Below are 25,742 nucleotides of genomic sequence, written 5' to 3'. Positions count from 1 at the left end.
CGATAAAAAATGCGATCCACAGCCAACAAGTCTACGACCCAACGGATGAATCCATCTGGGAAACATTATAACATCAGAGAGCCAACGGCTCCAAAGGAGAAGCTATGAGTTACGCAATCGTATTCAGCAGTAAAACAGGCAACACGGAATTACTGGCAGACACACTGCACAATTACCTGCCGCAGGCAGATTGCTGTTATTTTGGCAGCCCGAACCCTGCCGCCATGGAAGCGGACACCCTTTATGTAGGCTTCTGGACGGACAAGGGAAAAGCGGATGAAAGTTCTTCGGACTTTTTGAAGCAGCTGCGGGGAAAGCAGGTGTTTTTGTTTGGTACCGCTGGTTTTGGCGGCAGCGAAGAATATTTTAACAAGATCCTGAAAGCTGTGCAGAAAGAGCTGCACAGCAGCAATACGGTGATCGGCAGCTTCATGTGTCAGGGAAAGATGCCGATGTCGGTACGCCAGCGATATGAGAACATGAAAAAACAGCCGCTTCATCTGCCCAATCTGGACGCAATGATCGAGAATTTCGACAAGGCCCTTTCTCACCCGGATGCAGATGATCTGGAGCGGCTGAAACAGGCTGTGAAGTGATTTTATGGATGCGTTCATCGGTTTGAACTTTGGTACACTCCGTATCCCTATAAGAGACATCTCTAAAATAACGACATATCGAAAATCGAATGCGGAACGATAGACGGCGGCGTTCTCATTTTCGCTTTTGCAAAATCAGAACGCCGCTTTTTTGTACCATCATTTGTGCTATCGTTTTCTGTGTACTTAACTGTCCTTGAAGATAAAAGCGACGAAGAACAATTTATAGACGCATATAATACCTACAAGCGGCTGGTCTATCATACGAGGAGGCCTCTTTATGTTAGAGCATTTTTTCAAATCGCTAGTTGCAACAGTTTCTGACCCTTACCAATGCAATCGCATCACGGATGCGTTGGCGGCAGCTGGAATTAAATTCTATTGCAAATCCAAAGATGTCAATCGGCGTAACACATTTGACCAAGCGAGAATTGGAACCCTCGGCATAAAACCGAGGTATGTCACAGAGGTGTTTGTGGACAAAGAAAATGCTGATATGGCTCTGCACATTATACATACCCTGTCATAAGCCCAGAGTTTCCCTGCGAACCAAATATTCCGATAATTTCTGACTTTTACACAGACGCAGCAAAAGGCGGTGGTCTCCCACAATAAGGGAAGCCACCGCCTTTGTTGATTATCGGACGAGCCAGCCGTAATCCTGTCTGCAATCTACCACATAATCCGCATAAACCGTATTATCTACGATCTGGAAGATGAGCATATAGCGTTTTTCAAACAAGATGAATCGGTAAGCATTTTTAGGAATGTATTCGCCTTTGAGCCACGGGCAGCGCTGCGGCATCTGCTCCAAAGATTTTGCAGACTTTTCAAATTCGACCGTAAGCCGCTCTGCTGCCGCAGGGCTGACCTGTGCCAGAAATGCAGCATGGGACACCAGCATCTGAGCGGCCCGTGCTGACACAACCACGCGGTATTTATTTTGCTGCTCCATGTCCGGCGGCCTCCTTGATCGCGCTGCGCATCATTGAAGTGACCTCGTCAATCGAATAGCCCTCGCTTCCACGCATCCGGTCCTCTTCCACGGAAAGTAGCTCCTCACGGAGCTTCAGCATTTTTTCACGGCGATTGTAGGTTTCGATGTCCATGACGACTAAATCACCCTCGCCGTTCTTGGTGAGAAAAATCGGCTCAGCGGTTTCTCTGCACAAATCAGCAATCTCGTTGTAGTTCTGGCGAATCGCTGCAGATGGACGGATATTCATAAAAGCACCTCCTGCTCCTATGTGGCCTAAACATAATAGTAAAATTCTAATTATATTATATCTATATTGTGCAATGAAGTCAATGCAGACAACTGCCACTTCGTTCTCCATTTCCACAACTTTACAACCATTATGACAACAGCAACCACGAAAACAGCTATGAACAATACCAAAGATAGTTTGTTTCTGCTTAAAGAGGAAAAATAACCTCGCTACAAAATGTACTATGCAGGCTTTTTCAAATGTGTTATACTAAACATATATTCACGCTGAGTCGATGTTTGATTTTGGGAGGATTGTACATAAAATGAGTTTGATTCATTATTTGACTGAATTTTGTGATCAAGAGTATAAACCACATTGTCAAAACGATCCCTGTCCTGATTGTACTCACCCTTCTGGGAAATGCAGTGGATCTTGTCTTAAGTGTTCGAAGCAAATCAACTATCATACAGAAGGTGGGCGATCTTTATATAACTGTCAAAATTATATCTATTACTACACAGTAAAATACTCTTGGAAATATGCCTCGGAAATCATGTATGCACTAAAAATGCTAGACTTGTCAAAATACCCACAGTATCAAATTCTGTCTCTTGGGTGCGGAAATGCACCTGATTTGATGGCTTTTGACGCACTTCGATTTACTTATAGTAATAAAAATTTTTCTTATAGAGGATATGATATTAGTGATTGCTGGCAAACTATTCATCGAAAAATCATTGATTATTCGGCAATATATCCAAATGCGACAGTTCAATTTGAAATTTCTGATGTATTCGATGGATTAGTTGTAAACAATATTTATAAATTTTCTTATAATATTGTCGTAATCAATTATTTGCTTTCTCATTTTCCAAACGAAAATCGTTCTATATTTGTCAATCAGATATTTGATGATATTATAAGCTATATCCTACCGTTTAGAGTTCCTAATTCACCCTTTCTTATCATAATAAATGATATCGATCATTGGGAAATTCGACAATATTTTGACTCTTTTATTGAAAAACTTTCAAAAGCAGGGTATGGCGAAACAGGGTCATATTACCATTTTAAAGACAGAAATTTTGAGGCTAACGATGGGTCGGCTCGTCATGAATTGAACGGAAATCTTTTTGTAATTCCAGAAGAATACAAAAAGAAGTTTCACTGCGCAATTGTTTGCACAGGCGCGCAAGCAATAATTGAGGTAAAGCCATAATGATTATAAGCGCAAGTAGGCGGACAGATATTCCAACATACTATTCTGACTGGTTTTTCAATCGTATAAAAGAAGGCTTTCTTTTCGTTCGAAATCCAATGAATGCGCATCAAATTAGCCGCATAGATTTGCGTCCTGATGTCGTAGATGGAATTGTTTTTTGGACAAAAAACCCATTGCCTATGTTGGACAGACTGGATTTATTAAAAGAATATACTTATTATTTTCAGTTCACGTTGACCTCTTACGGTGAAGATGTCGAGAGCAATATACCTTCCAAAAGCGATGTTATTATTCCCTCATTTCAACGCCTTTCAGACAAACTTGGATCCGAAAGAGTAATTTGGAGATATGATCCGATTTTTCTGAGCCAAAAGTATTCCATCGACTATCATATTCACTATTTTGAAATGCTCGCTAAAAGGCTTTCCCCCTATACAAAAAAATGCACAATCAGTTTTCTCGATTATTACCGTAACACTGAAAAAAAACTTTCAACTTTAGGCATACAACCTTTTCCAATCGAATCACAAATTTTTATAGCAAAAAAAATAAGCGAAATCGCACATTCTTACGGGTTGTCAGTTGATACTTGTGCAGAAAAAATTGATCTTCAGAATTATGGCATTCAGCACGCTCATTGTATCGATGAAAAACTATTTGAAAAGCTTTTGGGGTGTCCCCTTAAAATTGGAAAGGACAAAAATCAACGCATGGAATGTGGCTGTATAGAAAGCATAGACATTGGTGTATATAATACTTGTCGAAATGGTTGTAAATACTGTTATGCCAATTATAATAATGCTGCTGTATCCAATAATTCTAGTAAGCATGATGTTTACTCGCCAATACTTGTCGGAAACATCATGCCTACAGATAAAATAAGCATACGAAACATGAAATCATGTCAATATGGTCAGCTATCATTCGATTAAAGTCAGATAACGAAATTTAAGCTCAATTTATTTCGCTTGTCCATAGAATTTCTCAAAATTGTATAACTGTACATAAATTTTTTGAAAACTTACTGCATAATCACAGCTTTTTGCGGACAAAGCCGTTCAAAAGGAAGCGCCAACAGCACAGTCGGACACTTGACTGACTGCGCTGTTGTCAACTCCGATATTTTAGTACGCAGACTTCCTGCTGATCCTCGCCCCAAAGAACCAGTGTTCACCGCATACCTTGTCACAAGCCTAGAGTTTCCCTGCAAACATTCCGATATAAAAAAGGACGCTGCCGCCTCTGGGTGAGAGGTTGCAGCGTCTTTTTAGCATCAGAGGGCGAATGGTCTGTCAGACCGAACGGCTCTCAGCGAATTGGATACTTTTAGCTTGCGTCTTTCTGTTCGTCAAGAATGCGCCAGCCGTCCATCAGGTCTGAATTTTCCATAATAAAGGTGTGGGCAGTATCCTGTCCCCACGAGTTGTCGTATTTCAGCATCAGATAATCGCTCAACTCGGTTCGATTTTTGAACTTCAACAAGCGATACGGCTCCTGAAAAGCGACCTTTTCAACGAAATATACTGCATCCGATGTGGGAAGCATAACGCCGACATGACCGATCATAAGAGAATTGTCCGTTTCAGAGAACTGATCGTGCAGAACCACGGAGACGAGACGGATCTTATCATCTTCCGCGAAAGAGAGACCGCGTTTCTTCCATTCCTGTTGAATCGTTTTCAAATGGGTAGGGATATCGGTCGTATTGGTGGTTTTAACCGGGGCGAACAGTGCATCAAACTTTTGCCGTTCGTCGCCGCAAAGGGATTCCGGGTCAGAATCCAGTGTTTCATAGTCCATAAACAGGGTGTCCTCGGCTGAGTCAAGGTCTGCCTTGCCCGTGACAGTGATAAAATCACCGAACAGCCCACAAGCGGTAATCCGACAGTTCCAGCCGGGAAAGGTATCGTATTTTTCTGTCCATGCGTCCTGCATGGAGTAAGGATCGTATTTCAGATCCGAAGGCTTGGCATTTTCAAACCCTGTGGTGAGCCATGTCGGGTCCACAGCATTGTTGAACTTTTGCACATGATCAAAGAAGGTCTGTATCCGTAGGTCGGATACGCCGGCATCCTGCAAAAGTTTGGAAAGAAGAGCTTGCGTATCCGAATCTGCTAAATTGGAGTATTCGATTTGCTGAAGGACGGGCTGAGAGGTTTTTTGAGTGCAGCCCACTGCCAGAAACGCACTGCAAAAAAGTGCAGCGGCGCAGACAAGAAAAGTTCGACGTTTCAAAAATAGTCACCTCGTTGTGTTTTTCGGAAAATTTCTTTGAGTGCCGGAGTCTCCACCATAGGCGAAGAGAGCAACGCCGTTGGTCTCGTAACGAATGGTATCACAGATAAACAAAGAAAATCAATGACTTTTGTCGTATTTGACCATATATAATGTTGCAGTATCCATATCCCATACGGCTAACGCCCATTTGGGGAAAGACAATGCGGCAGTTTTCTGAACGATTTTCTTCATGTCGGACACAACAGGAGTATACCCAAGTTGGAATAAGAATTTTCCGTTTTTCCGAATGGAAGGTTCAAATCGCTTTCCAGATAGACGGAGGATACCAACCTGCGAAGCGCGGAGCGGCAATCCCATAGATTTCCCCATGCTGCAGTGGGAGTTTGAAGAAACGCCTCGTCCACATTATAATAGGCCGTAATCGTGATATGACATGCTACCCCCAGAGTATTCAGAGTTTTTGTTTTTACTCTGTCTACTTTAGGGGTAGCATATCAAAACGGCGAATGAAATCTTATATTATTTTTTCTGTCTACTTGACGGAGTGCACCTCACTCTCTGGGTGAAATTTACAATTTATTGTTTTCTTTTTTGACCTATTGTGATATAATTACGTCGTCAGTACGAGCGGTCAGATCAGACTTCGTTTGGCTCGTGATCAAAAAGCGGGCGGCGTCGTACCTACGGGTACAGACACATTTTTTCCGGCAGAAGTGCCATCAGCACCCGTCCACCCCGACACTGTGACACACGGACACGGCGACACAGTAGCTGGCCATGTAGCCAGTGTGTATGCGTGTCTCGTTGTGGCGGTGTATGGTGATTGGGTGTTGAGCTGAACAGTATAAAGCTGTTTGGGAAGTCGGATTTGTGCTGGTGCGAATTAGGATATAAGGCTGCAATATCTCCTTGTTATTGGCGGACGGGAAGTCCCCTCAGTTTTGGGGGCCAATAATAACAAGGAGGTGAATTCCGTGAAGAAAACGGACAAGCCAAGTGTTGTCATCAACATCTACGGTGACAATAACAAGGTTTACCTGAATGAGACTCGCTCTCATGTCCCTGCTGTCGCAATCGGCGTGATCATCGTTGCGTTGGTTGCGGTGGCCGTACTGGCTGTATCCTGCTGCTGCCCTGAACTACTTCCCGATTTTGTCCGTTGGATAATCGGTAAAGTAGTCAACAGCTAACACCAGCACATTTTAAGAATTGAGGTGTAACGCCTTTTGAAATATGCCGATTGTCCACTGTACGGAATTCAATCCAAAAAAATGTTGAAATATGTTCTACATATTAAAAATGGTGATTTATTGAAACAAGACTACGTTGTTTCAATGATTGGTCCCTATATTGATAAAACTAAAAAACCTCGACTCATTGAGCCCCCGCAGGCTGAATTGAAAACTGTGCAAAAACGAATGAAAACATTATTGGGAAAAATCCAAGTGCCCGATAATGTTTTTTCTGGTATTAAGGGAAGATCATATTCTGATAATGCTTGTCTCCATTTGGGTAAGAGTAAGCGGAACTTATACAAAATTGATTTGACCGCTTTTTTCCCCTCGATCAGTAGAGAAACAGTCTACTGTTTTTTCTTTGAAGATTTGTGCTGCTCTCCTGATGTTGCTGAGATATTGACGAATTTAACTACCGTCGACCTTAAAAAGCTCAACCAAAGCAGTCTGTTGGAAGTTTATGATTTCTTGGCTAACAAAGGGGTTAAATGCTATAACCATTTGATTTCCGGGGCACCGACAAGCCAAATCCTTTCATACTTGGTTAATCACAAAATGTTTGATGAATTGCAGTCTTTATCAGATAAAAGCAATGTGACGATGACGATTTATGTAGATGATGTGGTGTTTTCAAGCGAACATAAGATTTCATCCGAATTTAGACAATCTGTACTGTCCCTTATCAAAAAATATAATTACCAAGTATCTCGAAAAAAGGTAAAAGGATATTCCAAAACATATCCAAAATTAGTAACAGGGGTTATAATCAATAGCGAGGGCAGGGCTACAATCAAAAATGCGCTCCGAAAAAAGATTATGGTAGAATACGAGCACCTTCGCAATAATCCAGATGACATTAAGAGTCGTCAGCGGTTGCGAGGTTTGGTAACTGCTGCCCGTCAGGTTGATAAATCAGCTTATCCTAATATCCGAAAATTTGCCTTTGACAATCCTGCCAAAAGCTAAAGCCACCGCATTGAATTAAACGGTGGCTTTAGCTTTATGATTATTTTAAGATGAAAGCCTTGCTTGCTGCTTGCAAACCATTGATATTACTGGATTTCCACAGATCCTTTAATGACACTCGGGCCAAACAGAAATGATCCGAACTTGTTTCCGATAGGAGATGGGTTCGGATTATTTGTTTTCTTCGGAAAATTAGCGTTTGCGAAGCAATGAAAGCCCTAGTGGGGCTTTTAAGCGACGGAACGGCGGGTGCTGCACCAGAACGGACACGTCTCCAAACAGCTCAAATTCTTTTAAATTATTGCAGGAAGGTCAAAATCAGCTTGAAACATTTTTAACATAATGATAAAATAATAACACTACTTTCATAGGAAAATCAGCGTGCTGGAACAGACCGTCAAGCGCTTCCGCGTTACCCCCGAAAATAAATAGTGGAATCGCACGGTTTCGCAGATGACCGACACCCACGACCTAGCAGGGCCGCCCATTTGCGGCCCAGCTCTTTTTTGTGAGAGAGCAATCGTGATGAATCAATGTATTGGATGGTATTGTGTATGGAACAACAGCCAAATAAAATCCGGCCTATGTTGCTATCGGCACTTGCCCAATTGAGCGTCTGCCTGATCGTCTGGAATTTTCATATTCCAAATCCAAATATCCTGCTTTTTGTTGTTCTTTCTGCTGCGCTCGTGAAATGCGGCTATGCAGCAGGAATCGTAAGCGGCCTCATTGCATTCCTATACTCCGCGTTTTTCTTTTCTACCGACCACAGCTTTTTTCTTTACACCTCTTTGAACCTTCAAAAGCTCATCGTGATCGGCCTTGGTATCGCTGCGAACATTCTGCTGATCGGTCGTCTGCAATGGCAGTTCGAGCGCTCCAGCATGGAAAAGATGCAGGCCGAAGCCGAGGAAAAGCTTCAAGAAACAACAGAGAGCTACCGTGCAAAACTTTACCAAGATGTCTTGACTGGCACATACAACCGCCGCTACTATGAGGATATCGCATCCCGTATGGTCGGCCCGGCAGGGATCGCGCTGATCGATGTGGACGATTTCAAAATCTGCAACGACACCTATGGGCATTACGCCGGAGATATGGCACTGGAAACAGCGGCAAATGCCATCCGCTCCTGCATCCGAAACGCCGACCTGCTCATCCGCTACGGCGGGGATGAATTTCTGCTGGTGCTGCCCGGCATTCCGAGCGACACCCTGCAAGCCAAGCTGGAGCAGATCAGAGCCGCCGTGCAACAGGCTACTGTACCCGGCTATTCGCATTTTCGCCTCTCACTGAGCATCGGCGGAACGATGCAGTCCATCACCGACCCGATGGAGAATGCGGTTCGCCGTGCCGATTGGCTGATGTATCAGGCAAAGGGCCACAAGAATGCTGTCATGGTGGAGGTTCCGGGGCATAGTCTTGCAGCGCTGGAAAAACTTTTACAGAATAAATCCCAGATCCTACTTGTGGATGACTCCGCAATGAACCGCATGATGCTGGCAGAGATCTTGGGGGACAGTTACCACATTCTAGAAGCGGAAAACGGACGGGAATGCTTGGAAACATTGCAGACGGAAGCCGGGAACATTGCACTGGTGCTGCTGGACATCAACATGCCCGTGATGGACGGCTTTGAAGTGCTGAAGGCCATGAACGCCAACCACACCATTGAGGATACCCCGGTCATCATGATCTCCAGCGACGACTCCGACGCCGCGATCCGGCGCTCCTATGAGCTGGGAGCCAGCGATTACGTCAACCGCCCCTTCGATGCGCGCATCGTGTACCGCCGCGTGACCAACACCATCAAGCTGTACGCCAAGCAGCGGCGGCTGGTGCAGATGGTCTCGGACCAGATCCGCGCCCGTGAAAATAATACGGATACGCTGGTGGGTGTCCTGAGCCATATCGTAGAATTCCGCAATGGAGAGAGCGGTGCCCATGTGCGGCACATCCGTACCATTACAGAGATGCTGCTCCACCGTCTATTGGAGAACAGCAACAAGTACTCGATTTCTGCAGAACAGCAGGATGAGATCCCGCTGGCCTCTGCCCTGCATGACATCGGGAAAATCGGCATTGACGAAAAGATCCTCAACAAGCCCGGCAAACTGACCCCGGAGGAGTTTGAGGTCATGAAGACCCATAGTATGCTGGGAGCCGAGATGCTGCACGATCTGGATAATTTTGGCGAGCAGCCGCTGCTGCAAACGGCCTACGAGATCGCCCGCTGGCATCATGAACGCTGGGATGGGCGCGGTTACCCGGATGGGCTGAAGGGCGATGAGATCCCCATCAGCGCACAACTGGTCTCACTGGCCGACGTATACGATGCACTGACCAGCGAACGCTGCTATAAGAAAGCCTTTTCCCACGAAAAAGCCGTGCAGATGATCCTGAACGGCGAGTGCGGAGCGTTCAACCCGCTGCTGCTGCAATGCCTGACCGACGTGCAGACCGACCTGAAAGAAGAATTACGGCAGCATGACTGAGCAGCGGATGCAATAAAAACAGGAGAACGAAAAGCCCAAATGAAACACAGAATCTCACGCCGTGCATTTCTGCGCGGCTGCACGCTGCTGGCGGCATCTGCTGCCGTCGGCAGTCTGACTTCCTGCGGCGGAACGGACGCGAAGGACAGCGGCCTTCCGACGATCATTGTGGGGAGCGATACCTATCCGCCCTATATTTACCTGAACAATGACGGTGTTCCCGCCGGGATCGACGTGGAGATCGCCACCGAAGCATTCCGCCGCATGGGATATGCTGCCCGGTTTGAATCGATCGATTGGGAGCAAAAAACAAATCTGGTGGAAAGCGGCACCATCGACTGCATCTGGGGCTGCTTTTCCATGGATGGGCGCGAGGAGGTCTACCGCTGGGCGGGGCCCTACATGGTGAGCCGTCAGGTGGTCGCTGTGGATGCCGACAGCAGCATCCGGACATTCAGCGACCTTGCCAGAAAGACCATTGCCGTGCAGAGCACCGGCAAGCCGGAGGAGCTTTTTCTCAGCGGCTCCGATCCGCGGCTCCCGCAGACGGTGGAGGTGTTCAGCATCGAAGACCGCAACGTGCAGTACGCGATGATGGCCTGCGGCTATGTGGATGCGATCGCTGCCCATGAGACAGGCATCCTGCAATACATGAAGGACAATTCCGTGGAGTTCCGCATCCTCGAAGAACCACTGCTGGTCACCGGGCTGGGCGTCGCCTTTGCCAAAAACGACAGCCGCGGGCTGGACCACCAACTGAACGATACCTTTGCGCAGATGCGCACAGACGGCACGCTGGAGCAGATCCTTGGGAAATATCTTGAACATGCTTCGCAGTATCTGGAGGTGGACACCCTTGGCGCATAAAAACAGAACCCTCCCGGATACATGGAGATGGGGGCTCCATCTGATCGTCGGCGTGCTTTTTATGGTCGGCATCGTTTTTCTCTCAGGTTGGCGGGCACTGCGCACAACGGAGGAACGTTTCTGCCAGACCCTTGGTTTTGTCAAATCGCAATCCGCCAACTTTGAAAAGTACAACGATACGGTTGCGGCCAAAGCGCTCCGCCGCGCAGCGGTGTCGGTGCATCAGCTGGCGCAGGACCCGGCGCTGGACCTTTCCGACCCGCAGTGCCTGAAAAAGCAGACAGAGGCCCTCTGGCTCACAGGGATCTCGGTTCTGGCCCCGGACGGTACGCTCCTGTGCGAATCCACAACGAATGGCATCGGCTACGCCCGGTTTGGAGAACAGCTCAAAAATGACGCCGTTCTGGACGTTTTCTCTTACCCGCAAAAGACTTACCTGAAGCGGGTCCTGCTGGAAGATGGGTCTGCCGTGGATGTTGCGGCATATCGGGCAGAAGAAAAAGATGAGATCCTGCTTGCCTACCGCTATACCCCGGCAGAATCTGTTGAGGGAACGGCCCTGTCCATCCAGAGTATACTGGACGGCTACTCGGCTGAGACCAGCGGCACCTTGTTCATCGTGCAGGACGATCAGGTCATTGCCTCCAACCGCCCGGAGCTGATCGGGCAGGATGTTGCAGACAGTCCGCTGGTGCAGGGGATCCGCAAGGTCGTGACCGCCGAAACGCTGACCCATACCCGCGGTTGGAACGGCTCCGGCTGCTATTTTGGGATGTACTGCCATGGAAGATCGTTCGATCTCTATGCGTATACGGATGAAAGATCGGTCTTCCGGGAATCCCTTCCGGTGATCCTGATGGCGCTGGTCGGCTACATCCTGCTTGTAATGATCCTTCAGGTGCTGCGCAGACGCTCCGTGCGGGAGATGGAGCAGCAGAAGAAAGAACAGGAGAAGAAGTATCAGGCTCAGCTGGAGGAACAAAACCGCAAGCTGGAGATCGCACTCCAGCACGAGGGGGCGGCAAACCGTGCGAAGCGGGAGTTCCTGTTCAATATGAGCCACGATATCCGCACCCCCATGAACGCCATCATCGGCTTCACTTCGCTGGCTGCGACCCATATCGACAATAAGGAACAGGTGCTGGACTACCTGAAAAAGATCTCTACCTCCAGCCAGCATCTGCTTTCCCTCATCAATGATGTGCTGGATATGAGCCGCATCGAGAGCGGAAAGGTAAAAATTGAAGAAAAAGCGGTGCATCTGCCGGATCTCGTCCACGATGTGCGCTCCATCATCCAGCCCAATGTTTCGGCAAAGCGGCTGTCGCTTTTCATCGATACCATGGATGTGGAGAATGAGGACATCATCACCGACCCGCTGCGGTTGAACCAGATCTTGCTGAACATTTTGTCCAACGCCGTCAAGTTCACCCCCACAGGCGGCATGATCAGCATCCGCATTGCCCAGAAAAACGGTGCGCCCAAGGGCCGTGGCTGCTATGAGTTCCGCATCAAGGACAATGGCATCGGCATGAGCGAGGAGTTCCAGAAGCACATTTTTGAGGCGTTCAGCAGGGAAGAGAGCTCCACTGTCAGCGGCATTCAGGGCACCGGTCTGGGCATGTCCATCACCAAGAACATTGTGGACCTGATGGGCGGCACCATCGCCATTGAAAGCGAACCGGGCAAGGGCAGCGAATTCATCGTAGACCTCTGCTTCGCACTCAGCGGACAAAAGGTGGAGCCAAAGCCGCTCCCGCAGCTGGAAGGGCTGCGTGCGCTGGTGGCAGACGATGATACCGACACCTGCCTGAGCGTCAGCACCATGCTGTCCAAGATCGGGATGCGGCCGGAGTGGACGATCTCCGGCAGGGAAGCGGTGATCCGCACCCGGTACGCCATGGAACAGGGCGACGAGTTCAGCGTCTACATCATCGACTGGCTGATCCCCGATATGAACGGCATCGAGGTCGTGCGGCAGATCCGCAAGGTGATCGGGAAAACCTGCCCCATCATCATCCTGACGGCCTACGACTGGGCAGATATCGAAGAGGAAGCCCGCGCTGCTGGTGTGACTGCCTTCTGCGAAAAGCCGCTGTTCCTTTCCGAACTGCGCAAAGTGCTGGCAGAACCCTTCTGCGCAGAGTCTGCCCCCGAACCATCGCAGCCAAATGCCGCCGATCTCAAGGGAAAGAACCTTTTGCTGGTGGAGGACAATGCGCTGAACCGTGAGCTTGCACAGGAGATTTTGAAGGAAGCGGGCTTTGCGGTGGACACTGCTGAGGATGGTGAAATCGCCGTCCGGAAGATGAAGCAGGCAGTCCCCGGGCAGTACGACCTGATTTTAATGGACATCCAGATGCCCAAGATGGACGGCTACGAGGCGACGCGGCAGATCCGTGCCCTGCCGGATGCTGCAAAGGCAGACATTCCCATCTTTGCCATGACGGCAAACGCCTTTGAAGAAGACCGTCAGAATGCTTTGAAGGCCGGGATGAACGGCCACATTGCAAAACCGCTGGATATCCCGCATCTGCTGCAGGTCCTTGCAGATGTACTAAAATCATAACACCAGCCGACAAAAACAAAAGCACCCGCAGCAAACTTCGCAGAGGTTCTTGACCTCCGAATGCGAATGGCTGCGGGTGCTTTATTTTTTATGCCTGACAGGCGGTTGGGTCACAGGATCTTGTGCAGCTCCTGCACCAAGTCGCCGATGACGATGGGCTTGGACAAAAAGCCGTTCATGCCGCTTTCCATGGCGTTGCGGCGATCCTCATCGAAGGCATTGGCGGTCATGGCAAGGATCGGAATTCCGGCCAGAGCGGGATCTTTCAGAGCGCGGATCTGCCGGGTGGCGGTATAGCCGTCCATGACCGGCATCTGCACATCCATCAGCACCAGATCATAGCTGCCCGGCGCGGCGGTGCGGACCTTTTCCACCGCCACGGCACCATTTTCAGCCGTATCGACCCGGAAGCCGTACTCCCGCAGAATTTCCTGCGCGATCTCGCGGTTCAGCTCGTTGTCCTCCACCAGCAGGATGTGTCTGTCCTTGAAGTCGGCGTCCTCTTCCGGCAGAAATTCCTGCGACGCATCCGTCAGCTTCTGGCCGAGGGCACTCATCAGGGTCTCGCGCAGGTCGGACATGAACATGGGCTTGGAACAGAAGGCGGTCACACCGGCAGCCTTTGCCTCCACTTCAATATCCGACCAATCGTAGGCCGTCAGGATGATGATGGGCGTATCATCGTGCAGGCTGCGGATCTGGCGGGTGACCTCGATGCCGTTCATATCCGGCAAGCGCCAGTCGATGATATAGGCGTGGTAGACATCGCTCATCTCGATGGACTGCCGCGCGCGCAGCACCGCTTCCTTGCCGGAAAGGGTCCACTCGGCGCGCATCCCCACCTTGACCAGCATCTTTGTCACGCTGTCGCAGGTGTTGAAATCGTCGTCCACCACCAGCGCCTTCAGGCCCTCCAGCTCGGTGATCTTTTCCACCGGGCGGTGCTCGTCCTGAGTGCGCATGGGCAGACAGATGATAAACTCGCTGCCCTTGCCCTGCGCCGTCTGCACCTCGATGGTGCCGCCCATCATATCCACGATGTTCTTGGTGATCGCCATGCCAAGGCCGGTGCCTTGTATCCGGCTGACCGTGGAGGTGCGCTCCCGCTCGAAGGGCTCAAAGATCTTTTTGGCGAACTCTGGGCTCATGCCGATGCCGTTATCCTTGATGCGGAACTCGTACTGCCCGCAGCCGTGCACTTTACCGGCAAGCTGCCGCACCCGCACCGAGACTGTGCCGCCCGCCGGGGTAAACTTGATGGCGTTGGACAGCAGGTTCAGCAGGATCTGGTTCAACCGGGTCTTGTCGCAGTAGACGTCCTCGTCGGTCACATCCGTGGCGTCCATATAAAGTTCCAGCTGCTTTGCGTAAATCTGCCCGCTGACGATGGTTTTCAGGTCGTGCAGCACATCCGAAAGGTTGACTTCCACCTCTTCCAGATGGATCTTTCCGCTTTCGATGCGGCTCATATCCAGCACATCGTTGATGAGGGAGAGCAGATGGTTGCTGGATGCAAGGGTCTTTGCCAGATAATCCTTTACCCGCTCCTTGTCGTCGATATTGCTGAGCGCCAAGGTAGTAAAGCCGATGATGGCGTTCATGGGGGTGCGGATATCGTGGGACATATTGGAAAGGAAGGTGCTCTTGGCGCGGTTGGCGGTCTCGGCGGCAGCAACGGCATCGGAAAGGGCTTGGTTGATCTGTTTGTCGGCGGTGCGGTCAGACATGACAAGGATATACTTGGTTCTGCCTTCTACCTCGCTGCCCATGGCAATGATGTGGAACCAACGCAGCTCTCTGGTCTCCTGATGCAGATACGCCGCATCCCACTCGCGCTGTTCCCCGCGGGAAAGCCCCTCCAAAAAGTTCTTGTCGCGGTCCGGGTCGTTCTGGGGGACCAGTTCCGCAAGAGCATGGACATCCTGCCGGACTTTTTTCCACGGGATGCCCAGCAGACGCCCAATGTTCGGACTGACATAATCCGTCTTGGAAGTTTTTGCGTCCAGCATCAGAAAAACATCGTCCACATTCAGCGAGAGCTTTCGGAATAATTCATCCCGGTACAGGATCTCGGTGTTCTTCCGGCGCACAGTAGCACGGTTTCTGCGCACAATGAGCAGAATGACCAGCACCGCAAGGCCGAAGGCGATGCCTACCACGATCTGTATCGTATAGGACCACAGCTTATCCAGACTGGCATTGACGATGCTGACCGGGACAAGCCCCAGCATCGTCCAGCTCGGAACCTCTGTGCCCTCGTAAACCAGATAATAGCTGGTATCGCCCAGCTTTACCTTCATGTTTCCGCTTCTGCCCTGCGTAAAGGCATTGGACAGATCAAGGATCTGCTCCTCGGTAAGATCGGAGTGGTCGCGCAGCATCGCAATGAAGTTGTAGATCGTTTCCTTGCGGTTTACGGAATTGTCGATCACCACCCGCCCATCCGAGTAGATCACATAGTTGCTGGCATTGCCCTGAAAAGCAGAGTTGTCCAGCAGCCGCAGCACAGCATCGTTATAATAGGAAATGGCAATGGCATCGTAGGCAAAGCCCCGGTAGCTGCCCTGCGTTTCGGGGCAGACAAACACAAGCAGCTGGGGTTTGCCGGGCAGCGCTGAGTTCATGACGATATCATCGCCGTCGGCAAGCATTTCGTCCAGATTGGTCTGCAAGCCGAGGTAGCCGGTTTCCCCGGTCACGGTCGTATAGTTGCCGTCGTAGGAAAGGAAGTAAAAGCTGGCAAATCCGGTGTCCTGCTGCGCTTTCTCGATATACGCCTGAATCTCTGCTTCATCGGAAGTGCTTTCCAGAAAGCGGTTGTACAGATGCAGATAGGTCAGGTTCTTGCGCACCATCTGGTTCAGCATGTTGTTGGATTTGTGCAGCACTTCTTCCAGATGCGAGGTGCTTTCCTGATAGATGATCTGCGACACAAACGAGAGGTACCGGACGCAGAAGCCAGCCGCCAGAAAGACCAGCAGAAGGATGGCACAAGCGGCAGAGAGCCATTTTTGCCGGAGACGGCGGTTTCGTTTGATTTCGTGGGTTTTGTCTGCCATTCCGCTCACCTCAACGTGATGTAGTTTTCAGGTTCTGCAAGCGCTGCGCCGCCGCCGGAGACGTGATCACGCCATCTGTCTTTTACCCATGTATCTTCGGCCAAAGGTGTGCCGCCTCCGCTTGCAAGCAGCGCTTCCATCTGTTTTTCCGTGGCCAGACAGGTCACGGTAACGGTGTCGTCGTCCTTCAGCGGCTGCCCGTTCCGGGTGATGCCGGTCAGGGTATAGCTGCCGCTTGCCTCTTTTACCTCCACGGCAATGCCGCTGACCACCGGCAGAGAACCGCGGTTGAAGGGCACAAAGCCGCCCTCGCAGCCCTCCACAAAGGCGCGGACGGCCGCTTTCAGCTCGGCACCGGTCATGGTGCGCTGGCGAGACATCAGACTGTTGGGCATGATCATGGAAGCCGCCATCTTTTGGGGATAGTCCGCCTGCAGCACACTGCCGGTAAAGCTGTTGGCGGTGGCGATGAGTACATCGGTGCCATAAACGCCCCGCAGTGTGTTGGCCATAACGGAGAAGGAAGCGTTGCCGCCGTTTGCGTGGAACACGTTGGAATAGCTTTGCCCGGAGGTCAGCACGATCTCCTCATGGGCAGACCCATCCTCGGCAAGGAGTTGGGAATTGAATGCCTGATACGCTTGCGGTGCCGTGTACTCGCCCGCGATCATTTTGGAGACCACATCCTTGGAGACGGCAAAGAAATCGTTGGAGGCGATGCGGATATACATGTGGTTCTCTTCCACAACGCTGCGCACATCCTTCAGATACTCGGTCAGGCGCAGGGGGACGTTCTGGCTGTAGCTCAGCATATCCTGCCCGTCGGAGATAATGCGGTTCTGCGCCTCCTCGGAGAGCATGACGTTCAGCACCTTCATGGCTTTTTCGCGGCGCGCGGCGTCCTGCTCCAGATCACGGTTCAGGGCAACTTGGAAATAGGGGGTGGTCATGATCCACTTTTCGCCGTTCTGACTGAAGAAGGGCAGGAAGATCGTGTCGATGCCCTCGTCCCGAAACATCTTGACACCGGCAGAGGTGCCAAAGTACATGGCGACCTCTCCGTTCCGAAACATCCCGGTCACATCGTCGTAATTCAACACAAGGTCGTCTGCCGTAAGGTGGGTATCCTGAATGAACTGCGCCATCCGTTCAAATGCCCCCGGCCACACGGTGTCGTCCAGACCCATCCGTGTGGTGCTGGCAGGGTCGCTGTAAGCAGTGCGCCACTTGCGCCCTTCCGTCGTGGTAAGCTCGGCAGCGGAAAGCCCCTGCAGGGTTTCCATGCAGGTGTAGTCGTAGGTATAATCGGCGGTAAAGCCCCGGATGCCCAGCGCTTCAAACGCCTGACAGGCGGAAACAAAGCTTGCGTAATCGGTGGGCAGGGGGATATCGTATTGCTCAAAAAGGCTGCGGTTGACCACAAAGCCGTGGGCATCGGCGCAGACCGGCAGCCAGTTCACGCTGCCGTCCTCGTTTTTGAAGCTGTTGAGGTAGGCGTTGTACACAGCACCCGCCTCGTTGGTCATGGCAAGGTTCATCAAACTGTCCTTCAAAGGAGCTGCATCGTGCAGCGAGAAGCGGCAGCAGGTGATGATATCCGGCAGACCGCCGTTCTCTTGCAAAAATTTATAAAAATCCAGATCGTTGTTGCCTACGATGAACTCGATGTTCACATCCGGCAGTTGGGACTGAACATAGGGGGCATAGGTCTCGTACAGGCTGGTGCTCCACAGATACACCTGAATGGTCTGGGCATCTTCCTGCTCCTGTACCTGTTCTGGGTTTTTTGCGCCGCAGCCGGTCAGCAGGAAAAGCCCCATCGCCAGTGCTGCCAGCACGGATATCAGGCGGCGCAATGTTCTTTTGTGCATCAAATCCTTCTCCTCACAACTCTTGGTCAGCCGCCGTTTTGCGGCAAAGCTGCTGCGGCTTATGGATCCTACATCGCTGCCCGCAGGAGTGTGCGCGGTAAAACCTGCCCACGGAAATGCGTGCGTCCTGTTTTGCGGTCCCGAATACCACAAAAGGTACCTGAAAAGGCGTAGGCACAGCAGGACAGAGACATAAAAATATTCTACCACCACCATGAAGGCTTTTCAATATAATTTCATGTATTTCGTCATAAAAGCAACGTGTGTCCTGTTTCTTTGAGCCAGTGGATGCTGCTTTTTGCATCAACGCACAGGGTGGGCGAAAAACTGTGGAACAGCCGGTGTTCCTGCACCGCGCTCTTGACACACCCATCCCTTCTGGTACAATGGTTGTACCTACAACGTTGTATCTACATCATTCCAACAGATCCCGGAGGCATTTATGGACATTGCAGAGATCGAGGCGGCGCTGAAAAAGCTGTACGTCGTTTCCAAGACCGAGAGCCGGGCGGGCTTCCCGCACTTCCGGAACGCAGCAGAAGGGGAGACCACCGATGAAGCCTGAGAAAAACTTCTGCCCTGACCGGGTCCTTTCCTACTTCCGGCTGGAGTGGCTGCCGCTGGCCTTCGTGACCCTTTCGGGCCTTGTGTATAACATCGGTCTGCTGGCGACGCCGTGGTTCGAGGGCCGTCTGGCCCAGTGCCTTGCCGACATCCTCGGCGGCAGCGAGACTGCGGCAAAGATGGCGATGCTGGTGCCGGCCTACATCCTCGTCACCTTGCTGGTGCAGGCGGCGCGGTTCGTCAAGCGGTTCTACGTCCGCCGGTTCGCCAACAACATCGACCGCCGGATGAAGGGCATCCTCTACGCCAATCTGGTGCGCCAGAGCCGCGCCGCCCTCGAAAAAGAGGGGGCCGGGGAGCTGATGACCAAAGCCATCTCCGACGTGGACGACTGCGTGGAGGGAATGCGGAAATTTACCACCGAGGTCTTCGACACCGGCGTGGCGCTGGTGGGCTATGCGGTCATGCTGCTGGTGTACGATTGGCGGCTGGCCCTGCTCAGCCTGCTCTTCACGCCGGTATCCTACGTCTGCGCCGCGTGGATGAAAAAGCCGGTGCAGCGCGCCGGAGCGGCCTATAAAAAGGCGGCCGGTGCCCTGAGCGCCGCCACGCTGGATCGCGCCCAGAACGCGGTTACTTACCGCATCTACGGCTGCGAGGACGCCCGCGCGGAAAAATACGAGGACGCCCTGAACACCTACGAAAAGACCGCCGTCCGCAGCAACGTCTGGCAGTCGGCCCTGCCGCCCCTCTATCTGGCGGCGTCGGAGGCGGGCGTGCTCTTCATCCTCTGGTTCGGCGCCAAGAACGTCCTCGGCACCGGGTGGAGCGTGTGGGACATCGCGGCCTTTACCACCTTCCTGTCCTGCTTCACCAAACTGGTGGTCAAGTCCTCCAAGGCAGCCAAGCTCTTCAACGCGGTGCAGAAGGCCGAAGTCTCGTGGACGCGGATCAAGCCCCTGATGAAGCAGCCGGAACAGCTGGCTCCTCTCCGCATCCCGGAACCGGCGGATGTGACGCTGGAAAACCTCTCCTTTGCCTATGGCGGGGAGCCTGTTTTCACCGGCCTGAGCCTGACGGCCCGCCCCGGCGATATCATCGGCATCACCGGCCCGGTGGCCTGTGGCAAATCGACGCTGGGCCGTGTTTTCCTCTGTGAGGCTCCCTACGGCGGCTCGGCCCGGTTTGGCGGGACCGAGTTCTCCGCACTGACGCCCCGGCAGATCTCCGCCACCGTCGGCTATCTGGGCCATGACCCGGAGCTGAGCGCCGACACGGTGCAGAACAACGTCCTCTGCGGCAGCGAACAGGAGGCTGAACCCTATCTGGCTGAGGCTGCGCTGGACGACGAGGTGCGCCGGATGGAGCAGGGGCTGGAGACTGTCATCGGCCCCGGCGGCACCCGCCTTTCGGGCGGTCAGGCGCAGCGGCTGGCGCTGGCACGGACGCTGGCTCATCCGCGCCCGGTGCTGGTCCTCGACGACCCCTTCTCCGCACTGGACCGCAATACCGAGGACATCGTCTTCCGAAATTTGCAGGAGTACGCCAAAGATAAGGTGGTGTTCCTGATCTCCCACCGGCTGTACCACTTCCCTCAGATGCAGCAGGTGATCTTCATGGACGGCGGCAAGACCACCGTCGGCACCCACGCCGAGCTGATGGCTGCGGAGCCGGTCTACCGCCAGCTTTACGAAAGCCAGACCAGCCAGAAAGGAGGCGGGGGAGCATGAAGACCGACTGCAAAAATGGCGTGTTCACGGCCATTCGGATGGCAGCTGCGTCCCATCCGCTCCTCACGGCGGGCACGCTGCTCTGCGTGGCAGCGTCGGTGGCGGCATCGCTGCTGCCGCCGCTGCTGCTGGCCCGCGTCATCGACAAGCTCACCGCCGGCCTCCCGCTGACGTTCTGGGCCGTGGTGGCCTACTTCGGCAGCCTTGCACTGGAGGGCGGGTTCTCCTCGGCGCAGGAAAGTCTGCTGGTCCTCTTCGGCCAGAAAATGACCCACGCCCTCCGCTCGGAGATGTCCCGGAAACTGACCCGGCTGCCCGCCAGCACGCTGGCGGCCCAGAACCCCGGCGAGGTGGCGGCCCGCTTTTCGGGCGATGTGGACACTGTGGAAGCGTTGTTCACCTCCGGCATCATCAGCATGGTGGCCGATGCGTGCCGCATCCTCTCGATCCTCGCGGTCATCGCCGTGAAGAACTCCGGCCTTGCGGTGATCCTGCTGCTGGTGCTGCCGCTGTTCGCGGTGTTCACCCGCCATGTGCAGAAGCGGATGCTGGCCGCCCAGCTGGACAACCGCCGGGCCGTGGCCGCTGTTTCCGGTCAGGTGCCGGAGACGCTGCACAACATCCGCACCATCCGGGCGCTGGGGCTGGAGGACTACATGGAGCGCCGGTATGACCGCTGCATCGGGGCCGGCTACGCCGCCATGGAGCGCACCAACTTCTACGACGCCCTCTATTCGCCGGTGGTGCTGGTGCTGAACGCCGTGGTGGTGGGCATCGTCATGCTCCTGTCCGCCTCCGGCAATCCGACGGTCCTGACCTTCTTCGGCATGTCGGTGGGCACCTCGGTGGCCGTCATCAACTACATTTCCCGCATCTTTGCCCCCATCGAGAGCCTCGGCATGGAAATCCAGACCATCCAGTCGGCCATGGCGGGCGTTGAGCGGATCGATGCCTTCCTCGGCCAGCCGGAGCGCACTGCCTCTGCCGCGCAGCCCAGCGCCGGGCGGGGGGATGTGGAGCTCTCCCATGTGACCTTCGGCTACGGCGAAAAAGAAGTCCTGCACGATCTCTCCATGACGGTCAAACAGGGCGAGCAGATCACCCTCATCGGCCGGACAGGCGCGGGCAAGAGCACGGTGTTCAAGCTCCTGCTGGGCCTTTACCCGCCGCAGGAGGGCACGGTGACCATCGGCGGCGTGCCGGTGGCAGCCATCACCGACCGGGAGCGCCGCAGCTGCATCGGCTGTGTGGAACAGCATTTTGCCCGTGTACCGGGCACGGTGCTGGAGCAGATCACCCTCGGCGACCCGCAGATCACGGAAGAGATGGCAAAGCGTGCCGCCGTTCTGGCGGGCATCGACGGAGCCATCCAGACCCTGCCACAGGGCTACGGCACCCCGTGCACCGACGGCATGTTCTCGCAGGGCGAGTGGCAGCTTTTGTCCATCGCCCGCGCCGTCGCCGCCGACCCGGCAGTGCTGCTGCTGGACGAGATCACCGCCAACCTCGACGCCGAGACCGAGGCCCGCGTGCTGGAAGCCCTCCGCCGCGCCTCCGCGGGCCGCACCGTCCTCTCCGTCTCCCACCGCATCTATGAGGACCTTGGTGGAAGAACGGTGGAGATCAAGACGAGGACGGAGTGAAAAGATCTTCCTGCCGGGAAACTTTGGCTGGAAGAAAGCTCGCGCAAAAACGACAAAAAGCCCGCCCAGCATATCACTGGACGGGCTTTTCACTTGGAGCAGGATACGGGACTCGAACCCGCCGCCTACTGCTTGGGAAGCAGTCGCTCTACCGGATGAGCTAACCCTGCAAGTGCGCTATTAGTGTAGCAAAGGCGGGCGGATTTGTCAACTGTTTTTTGTGGAAGGTTTTGTCGGCGGGCAAAAAAACTTGCATTTTGCGCCGCTTGCTTTATAATGATAGTATCTGTATTGTTGGAAAGGACGCAACATGATCTTTGTGCCATTGCTGCACTACTTCAAGTGCAAAAATCTTTACAGCGGCAACGAGGCCGGGATGCGCTATCTGCTCACGCCGACGAAGCGCACCGTGCCGGACCCGGAAGGCGGGGAGGGGGCCGAAAAAGAAGAGGCCATCCTTGCAGTGGACATCTGGCCTGATCCGTGGGCGCTGGACAAGACCGATCCTGCCCTGCGCCGCCACGAGGAGTTCCCACTGAGCGACGAGGGCCGCGCAGCCGCCGCTCAGTGCTTGGAGGAAGCCTACAACGCCGAGCCGGACCGTTGGAAAAACCTCCCCTCCATCCTCGATTGTGAGCCGTGGGCCCCGCCCGCAGAGCCGGAGGAGGGCAAAGCCGAATGATCTACCGCTTAAAAGAGCAGAAGGGCGATGCCATCGCCGTGCCGCAGCTCGTGTTCGCGAAGCTGGGCATCGCGGAGGAATACAATGTGCGGGTGGCGCTGTATGTGCTGGCCACCGGCGTCACCGACCCGGAGAAGATCTGCGCGGACCTCAAACTGCGCAGCAAGATGACCGCCGAGAGCGCGCTGGCCTTCTGGGCCGGTGCCGGGCTGCTGGAGCGCTATGAGGAGAATGCAGCCCCCGGCGAAGAGCCCAGCGCCCCGGCCCCAATGACGTGGGCCGAGATCGCGGCGGCATCCCGCACCGACCCGATGATCTCCAGCCTCATCGACTGCGCACAGGCGGGGTTTGCCCGCCCGCTGACCCACAGCGAGATGGAAAAGCTGGTCAACCTGTACATCATCGACGGGTTTGCGCCGGAGACGGTCATGCTCTGCGTGGCCTATGTCGCCAGCAAGGGCAAGCGGACCATGGGCGCGGTCAGCCACGAGCTGAAAGTCTGGCGCGCCGAGGGCGTGGAGACCGGCGAACAGGCGGACACGCATCTGCAGCTGCTGGCCCTTCGTGCCCAGCGCGAACAGTATGTCAGCGGGCTGCTGGGCATTGCAGAAAGCGAGCTGACCCTCGGCGGGCGGAAAGCCATTGCCCGCTGGTACGAGGTGTACGGCTACGACGACGCCATGGTGCAGGAGGCGGCTGTGCAAGCGGGCCCCAAGCGCGATTTGTGGTACTGGAACAGCATCCTCAAAACGTGGAACGCCAAAGGTCTGCGCACCGTCCACGATGTGCGCGGGCCGGTGGCCGGGGCGGGGGCCAGTCGGAACATCCGGGTGGACCGCGAAACACCCAGTGGGAACGATTTCCTCAAAAACGCCGTCCGCCGCCGTTCGCTGCGAAAAAAATCGGACGAGACATCGCAATAAGGAGAAGCTATGCGTACCAAACGTGAACTGTATCAGGAGGCAATGCGCACCGTGGCGCTGCGGCGGCAGGCCGCCCGCGCCAACGCCGAGGATGCCCGCGCCGAGGCGGAAGCGGCCATCCCGGCCCTCCGCCATGCCGAAGAAGAGGTGCGGGTGCGGGGCGTGCGGTGTGCGCTGGCCGGAGCCTCCGGCGGGGACCGCACCGCTGCGGCCGCTGCGCTGACCAAGGCCAAACAGGAGCTTGCCGCGCTCTTGGCGTCCAGCGGCCGCCCAGCCGATGCGCTGGAGCCGCATTTCACCTGCAAAAAGTGTCAGGATACCGGTTCATTTGAGGGGCACACCTGCGAGTGCATCCACAAACTGATGCAGAAACTCCGCCGCGAGGAGATCGAGAAGCTGTCCAGCCTGTCCGTTTCCAGCTTCGACACGATGGAGCTGCGCTACTACCCCAACACAATGGACGAGAAGCTGGGGGAGCCGGTCCGGACGTACATGGGGGGACTTCTGGAAGAACTGCGTGCCTACGCAGAAGAATTCGACCGCAGCAGCGAAAGTCTGATGCTGTTCGGCAATGCGGGCCTTGGCAAGACCCATGCGGCCCTTGCCATTGCGGGCATCGTGCTGGCGAAGGACATGGACGTGATCTATGTTTCCAGCCCCGATTTTTTTGCCAAACTGGAAGCGCTGCACTTCGGCTCGGACCCCTCCGGGGAGGAGGAGACCCTGCTGCAAACGGCAGCCGGGGCAGACCTGCTCATCCTCGATGATCTGGGCACGGAATTCAACTCCAGTTTCTTCCTCAGCACCCTGTACAGTCTGCTGAACAACCGCCTCGGTGCGCATCTGCCCACCATCGTCACGACGAACATCACGGACGGGGCGCTGCTGGAGAAACTCTACACCGAAAAAATTTCCAGCCGCCTTTCCTCCTTTGTGCCCTGCCTGTTCGTGGGCAAGGATATCCGCGGCCAAAAGGCACGGGAAGAGTCATAAAACGCGGCAAACGCTGCGATACGATAGAATAAAGTGAGGAACCTTACATGAACCAACAAAGAACCCCGGCCAAACGGATGTCGTACCGGGAGTGGAAGATCCGCAAATGTCTGCGGCTGGCGCGGAACTGGGTGCTGTTTCTGGCCGCGTGCGGCGGGGCTGTGGCGCTGATGTCCACCGGCATCCTGTGGCTGCTGCCGAAAGCCCACGCCCTTATCGCGGGGCCGGTGCCCTTTGCGGCGCGGGCCTACAGCGCCGACGGATATGTGTGCGACACGGACGATGCCCGCTTGGTGGTGGTGAACGCCAACCTCCCGCTGGAAAGCGAACCGGCCCCGGAGCTGGCCGTGGCGGACGACGCCACCGGTGAACAATTGGAAACGGAGGCCGCTGCGGCTTACCGCAGCATGGCCGAGGCCGCACAGGCCGCCGGTGTGGAGCTGAACCTTGTCACGGGCTGGCAGGATGCCGACACCCGCACCGCCGCGTATGAAGCCCTGCTGACGGCCTATCAGGCCGAGAACAGCCGCCTTACCGGCGAGACGGCAGCGGCGCACACTGCGTCGCTGCAGCCCACGGCAAGCACCAGCGAGCAGGGAACCGGCTACTGCGCCGATATCCTCTCGCCGGACTGCACGGAGCGCTCGGAGGCTTTTGCCGAGACCCGCGCCTACGAGTGGCTGACCGCGTATGCCGCGGACTATGGCTTCATCCTCCGCTGGCCGGAGGAGCGCCAGAGTGCCACCGGCATGGTCTATGCACCGTGGCACTGGCGGTATGTGGGGGTCGAGAACGCCCGCGCCATCCGCGAAAGCGGCCTTTCCTTGGAAGAATTCCTCGCGCTGGAACGCGCAAAACAATAAATTTGCAAAAAATCG

General features: G+C 54.1%; 21 protein-coding genes and 1 tRNA gene. 16 read left to right on the top strand and 6 right to left on the bottom strand.

Features of this window, described 5'->3' with window-relative positions; genetic code table 11:
* Nucleotides 1–104: 104 nt before the first annotated feature.
* On the top strand, nt 105–596 hold the full coding sequence (bilS, locus tag C4N23_RS02520; protein ID WP_112143802.1) for a flavodoxin family protein BilS: 492 nt from the start codon (nt 105–107) through the stop codon (nt 594–596).
* Nucleotides 597–876: 280 nt separating this feature from the next.
* On the top strand, nt 877–1,125 hold the full coding sequence (locus C4N23_RS02515; RefSeq protein ID WP_112143800.1) for a putative signal transducing protein: 249 nt from the start codon (nt 877–879) through the stop codon (nt 1,123–1,125).
* A 108-nt stretch (nt 1,126–1,233) separates the two neighbouring features.
* Here C4N23_RS02515 and C4N23_RS02510 read toward each other — a convergent pair whose 3' ends face one another.
* Nucleotides 1,234–1,551 carry a type II toxin-antitoxin system RelE/ParE family toxin gene (locus tag C4N23_RS02510; RefSeq protein WP_112143798.1) on the bottom strand — a complete coding sequence of 106 codons (318 nt, stop codon included), beginning with the start codon at nt 1,549–1,551 and terminating at the stop codon, nt 1,234–1,236.
* Complete coding sequence (locus tag C4N23_RS02505; protein ID WP_097775323.1) at nt 1,535–1,822, bottom strand: type II toxin-antitoxin system Phd/YefM family antitoxin; 288 nt, start codon at nt 1,820–1,822, stop codon at nt 1,535–1,537. Before C4N23_RS02505 ends, C4N23_RS02510 begins: the two co-directional genes overlap by 17 nt.
* A gap of 307 nt (nt 1,823–2,129) precedes the next feature.
* On the opposite strand from C4N23_RS02505, the gene C4N23_RS13775 reads away from it, so the two are divergent.
* Entirely contained in the window at nt 2,130–3,026 is an 897-nt protein-coding gene (locus C4N23_RS13775) for a hypothetical protein (protein WP_146746462.1), read from the top strand.
* Nucleotides 3,026–3,961, top strand: a complete 936-nt coding sequence (locus C4N23_RS02500; protein ID WP_112143796.1) for a DUF1848 domain-containing protein — start codon at nt 3,026–3,028, stop codon at nt 3,959–3,961. The genes C4N23_RS13775 and C4N23_RS02500 overlap by 1 nt, the downstream gene beginning before the upstream one ends.
* 394 nt (nt 3,962–4,355) lie before the next feature.
* On the opposite strand, the gene C4N23_RS02495 is transcribed toward C4N23_RS02500, so the two are convergent.
* Nucleotides 4,356–5,264: a DUF4300 family protein gene (locus C4N23_RS02495; RefSeq protein ID WP_242983703.1), complete on the bottom strand. Its 909-nt coding sequence runs from the start codon at nt 5,262–5,264 to the stop codon at nt 4,356–4,358.
* A gap of 977 nt (nt 5,265–6,241) precedes the next feature.
* Here C4N23_RS02495 and C4N23_RS02490 point away from each other — a divergent pair.
* From C4N23_RS02490 to C4N23_RS02470, 5 genes are all read left to right on the top strand, one after another.
* A complete protein-coding gene (locus C4N23_RS02490; RefSeq protein ID WP_242967995.1) occupies nt 6,242–6,457 on the top strand; it encodes a hypothetical protein in 216 nt (71 codons plus the stop codon).
* A gap of 36 nt (nt 6,458–6,493) precedes the next feature.
* Entirely contained in the window at nt 6,494–7,468 is a 975-nt protein-coding gene (locus tag C4N23_RS02485) for a reverse transcriptase family protein (RefSeq protein WP_242983702.1), read from the top strand.
* A gap of 791 nt (nt 7,469–8,259) precedes the next feature.
* On the top strand, nt 8,260–9,963 hold the full coding sequence (locus tag C4N23_RS02480; protein ID WP_242983701.1) for a diguanylate cyclase: 1,704 nt from the start codon (nt 8,260–8,262) through the stop codon (nt 9,961–9,963).
* Nucleotides 9,964–10,002: 39 nt separating this feature from the next.
* Nucleotides 10,003–10,830: a substrate-binding periplasmic protein gene (locus C4N23_RS02475; RefSeq protein ID WP_112143790.1), complete on the top strand. Its 828-nt coding sequence runs from the start codon at nt 10,003–10,005 to the stop codon at nt 10,828–10,830.
* Nucleotides 10,820–13,399, top strand: a complete 2,580-nt coding sequence (locus C4N23_RS02470; protein ID WP_112143788.1) for a response regulator — start codon at nt 10,820–10,822, stop codon at nt 13,397–13,399. The genes C4N23_RS02475 and C4N23_RS02470 overlap by 11 nt, the downstream gene beginning before the upstream one ends.
* A gap of 110 nt (nt 13,400–13,509) precedes the next feature.
* Here the strand turns inward: C4N23_RS02470 and C4N23_RS02465 are convergent, their stop codons facing one another.
* Together C4N23_RS02465 and C4N23_RS02460 are read right to left on the bottom strand one after the other, a co-directional pair.
* The gene (locus C4N23_RS02465) at nt 13,510–16,458 is read right to left on the bottom strand and encodes a hybrid sensor histidine kinase/response regulator (protein ID WP_112143786.1); all 2,949 of its coding nucleotides are present in this window, start codon (nt 16,456–16,458) and stop codon (nt 13,510–13,512) included.
* Between the two features lie 5 nt (nt 16,459–16,463).
* The gene (locus tag C4N23_RS02460; protein WP_112143784.1) at nt 16,464–18,329 is read right to left on the bottom strand and encodes an ABC transporter substrate-binding protein; all 1,866 of its coding nucleotides are present in this window, start codon (nt 18,327–18,329) and stop codon (nt 16,464–16,466) included.
* Between the two features lie 442 nt (nt 18,330–18,771).
* Between C4N23_RS02460 and C4N23_RS14290 the strand changes: the two genes are divergently transcribed.
* Genes C4N23_RS14290 through C4N23_RS02445 form a run of 3 tightly spaced genes read left to right on the top strand, consistent with a single transcriptional unit; the run spans nt 18,772 to nt 22,266 of the window.
* Complete coding sequence (locus C4N23_RS14290; RefSeq protein WP_275539582.1) at nt 18,772–18,894, top strand: hypothetical protein; 123 nt, start codon at nt 18,772–18,774, stop codon at nt 18,892–18,894.
* A complete protein-coding gene (locus C4N23_RS02450; RefSeq protein WP_112143782.1) occupies nt 18,884–20,623 on the top strand; it encodes an ABC transporter ATP-binding protein in 1,740 nt (579 codons plus the stop codon). The genes C4N23_RS14290 and C4N23_RS02450 overlap by 11 nt, the downstream gene beginning before the upstream one ends.
* Nucleotides 20,620–22,266 (top strand): ABC transporter ATP-binding protein, encoded by a 1,647-nt coding sequence (locus C4N23_RS02445; RefSeq protein WP_112143780.1) that lies wholly within the window; start codon nt 20,620–20,622, stop codon nt 22,264–22,266. The genes C4N23_RS02450 and C4N23_RS02445 overlap by 4 nt, the downstream gene beginning before the upstream one ends.
* Nucleotides 22,267–22,360: 94 nt before the next feature.
* On the opposite strand, the gene C4N23_RS02440 is transcribed toward C4N23_RS02445, so the two are convergent.
* Nucleotides 22,361–22,436: transfer RNA gene (locus C4N23_RS02440), tRNA-Gly, on the bottom strand.
* A 140-nt stretch (nt 22,437–22,576) separates the two neighbouring features.
* Here C4N23_RS02440 and C4N23_RS02435 point away from each other — a divergent pair.
* Genes C4N23_RS02435 through C4N23_RS02420 form a run of 4 tightly spaced genes read left to right on the top strand, consistent with a single transcriptional unit; the run spans nt 22,577 to nt 25,727 of the window.
* On the top strand, nt 22,577–22,948 hold the full coding sequence (locus C4N23_RS02435; protein ID WP_055187680.1) for a hypothetical protein: 372 nt from the start codon (nt 22,577–22,579) through the stop codon (nt 22,946–22,948).
* Nucleotides 22,945–23,871 carry a DnaD domain-containing protein gene (locus C4N23_RS02430; protein WP_055187682.1) on the top strand — a complete coding sequence of 309 codons (927 nt, stop codon included), beginning with the start codon at nt 22,945–22,947 and terminating at the stop codon, nt 23,869–23,871. Before C4N23_RS02435 ends, C4N23_RS02430 begins: the two co-directional genes overlap by 4 nt.
* A 9-nt stretch (nt 23,872–23,880) precedes the next feature.
* Nucleotides 23,881–24,864, top strand: coding sequence for an ATP-binding protein (locus tag C4N23_RS02425; RefSeq protein ID WP_112143778.1), 984 nt, complete (start codon nt 23,881–23,883; stop codon nt 24,862–24,864).
* Between the two features lie 47 nt (nt 24,865–24,911).
* Nucleotides 24,912–25,727, top strand: a complete 816-nt coding sequence (locus C4N23_RS02420; protein WP_112143776.1) for a M15 family metallopeptidase — start codon at nt 24,912–24,914, stop codon at nt 25,725–25,727.
* Nucleotides 25,728–25,742: the final 15 nt, after the last annotated feature.

This window comes from Faecalibacterium hattorii (assembly GCF_003287455.1).
Lineage (GTDB): Bacteria > Bacillota > Clostridia > Oscillospirales > Ruminococcaceae > Faecalibacterium > Faecalibacterium hattorii.
Note: the sequence above shows the minus strand (reverse complement) of the source record. Positions and strands in the feature narration are given on the sequence as shown.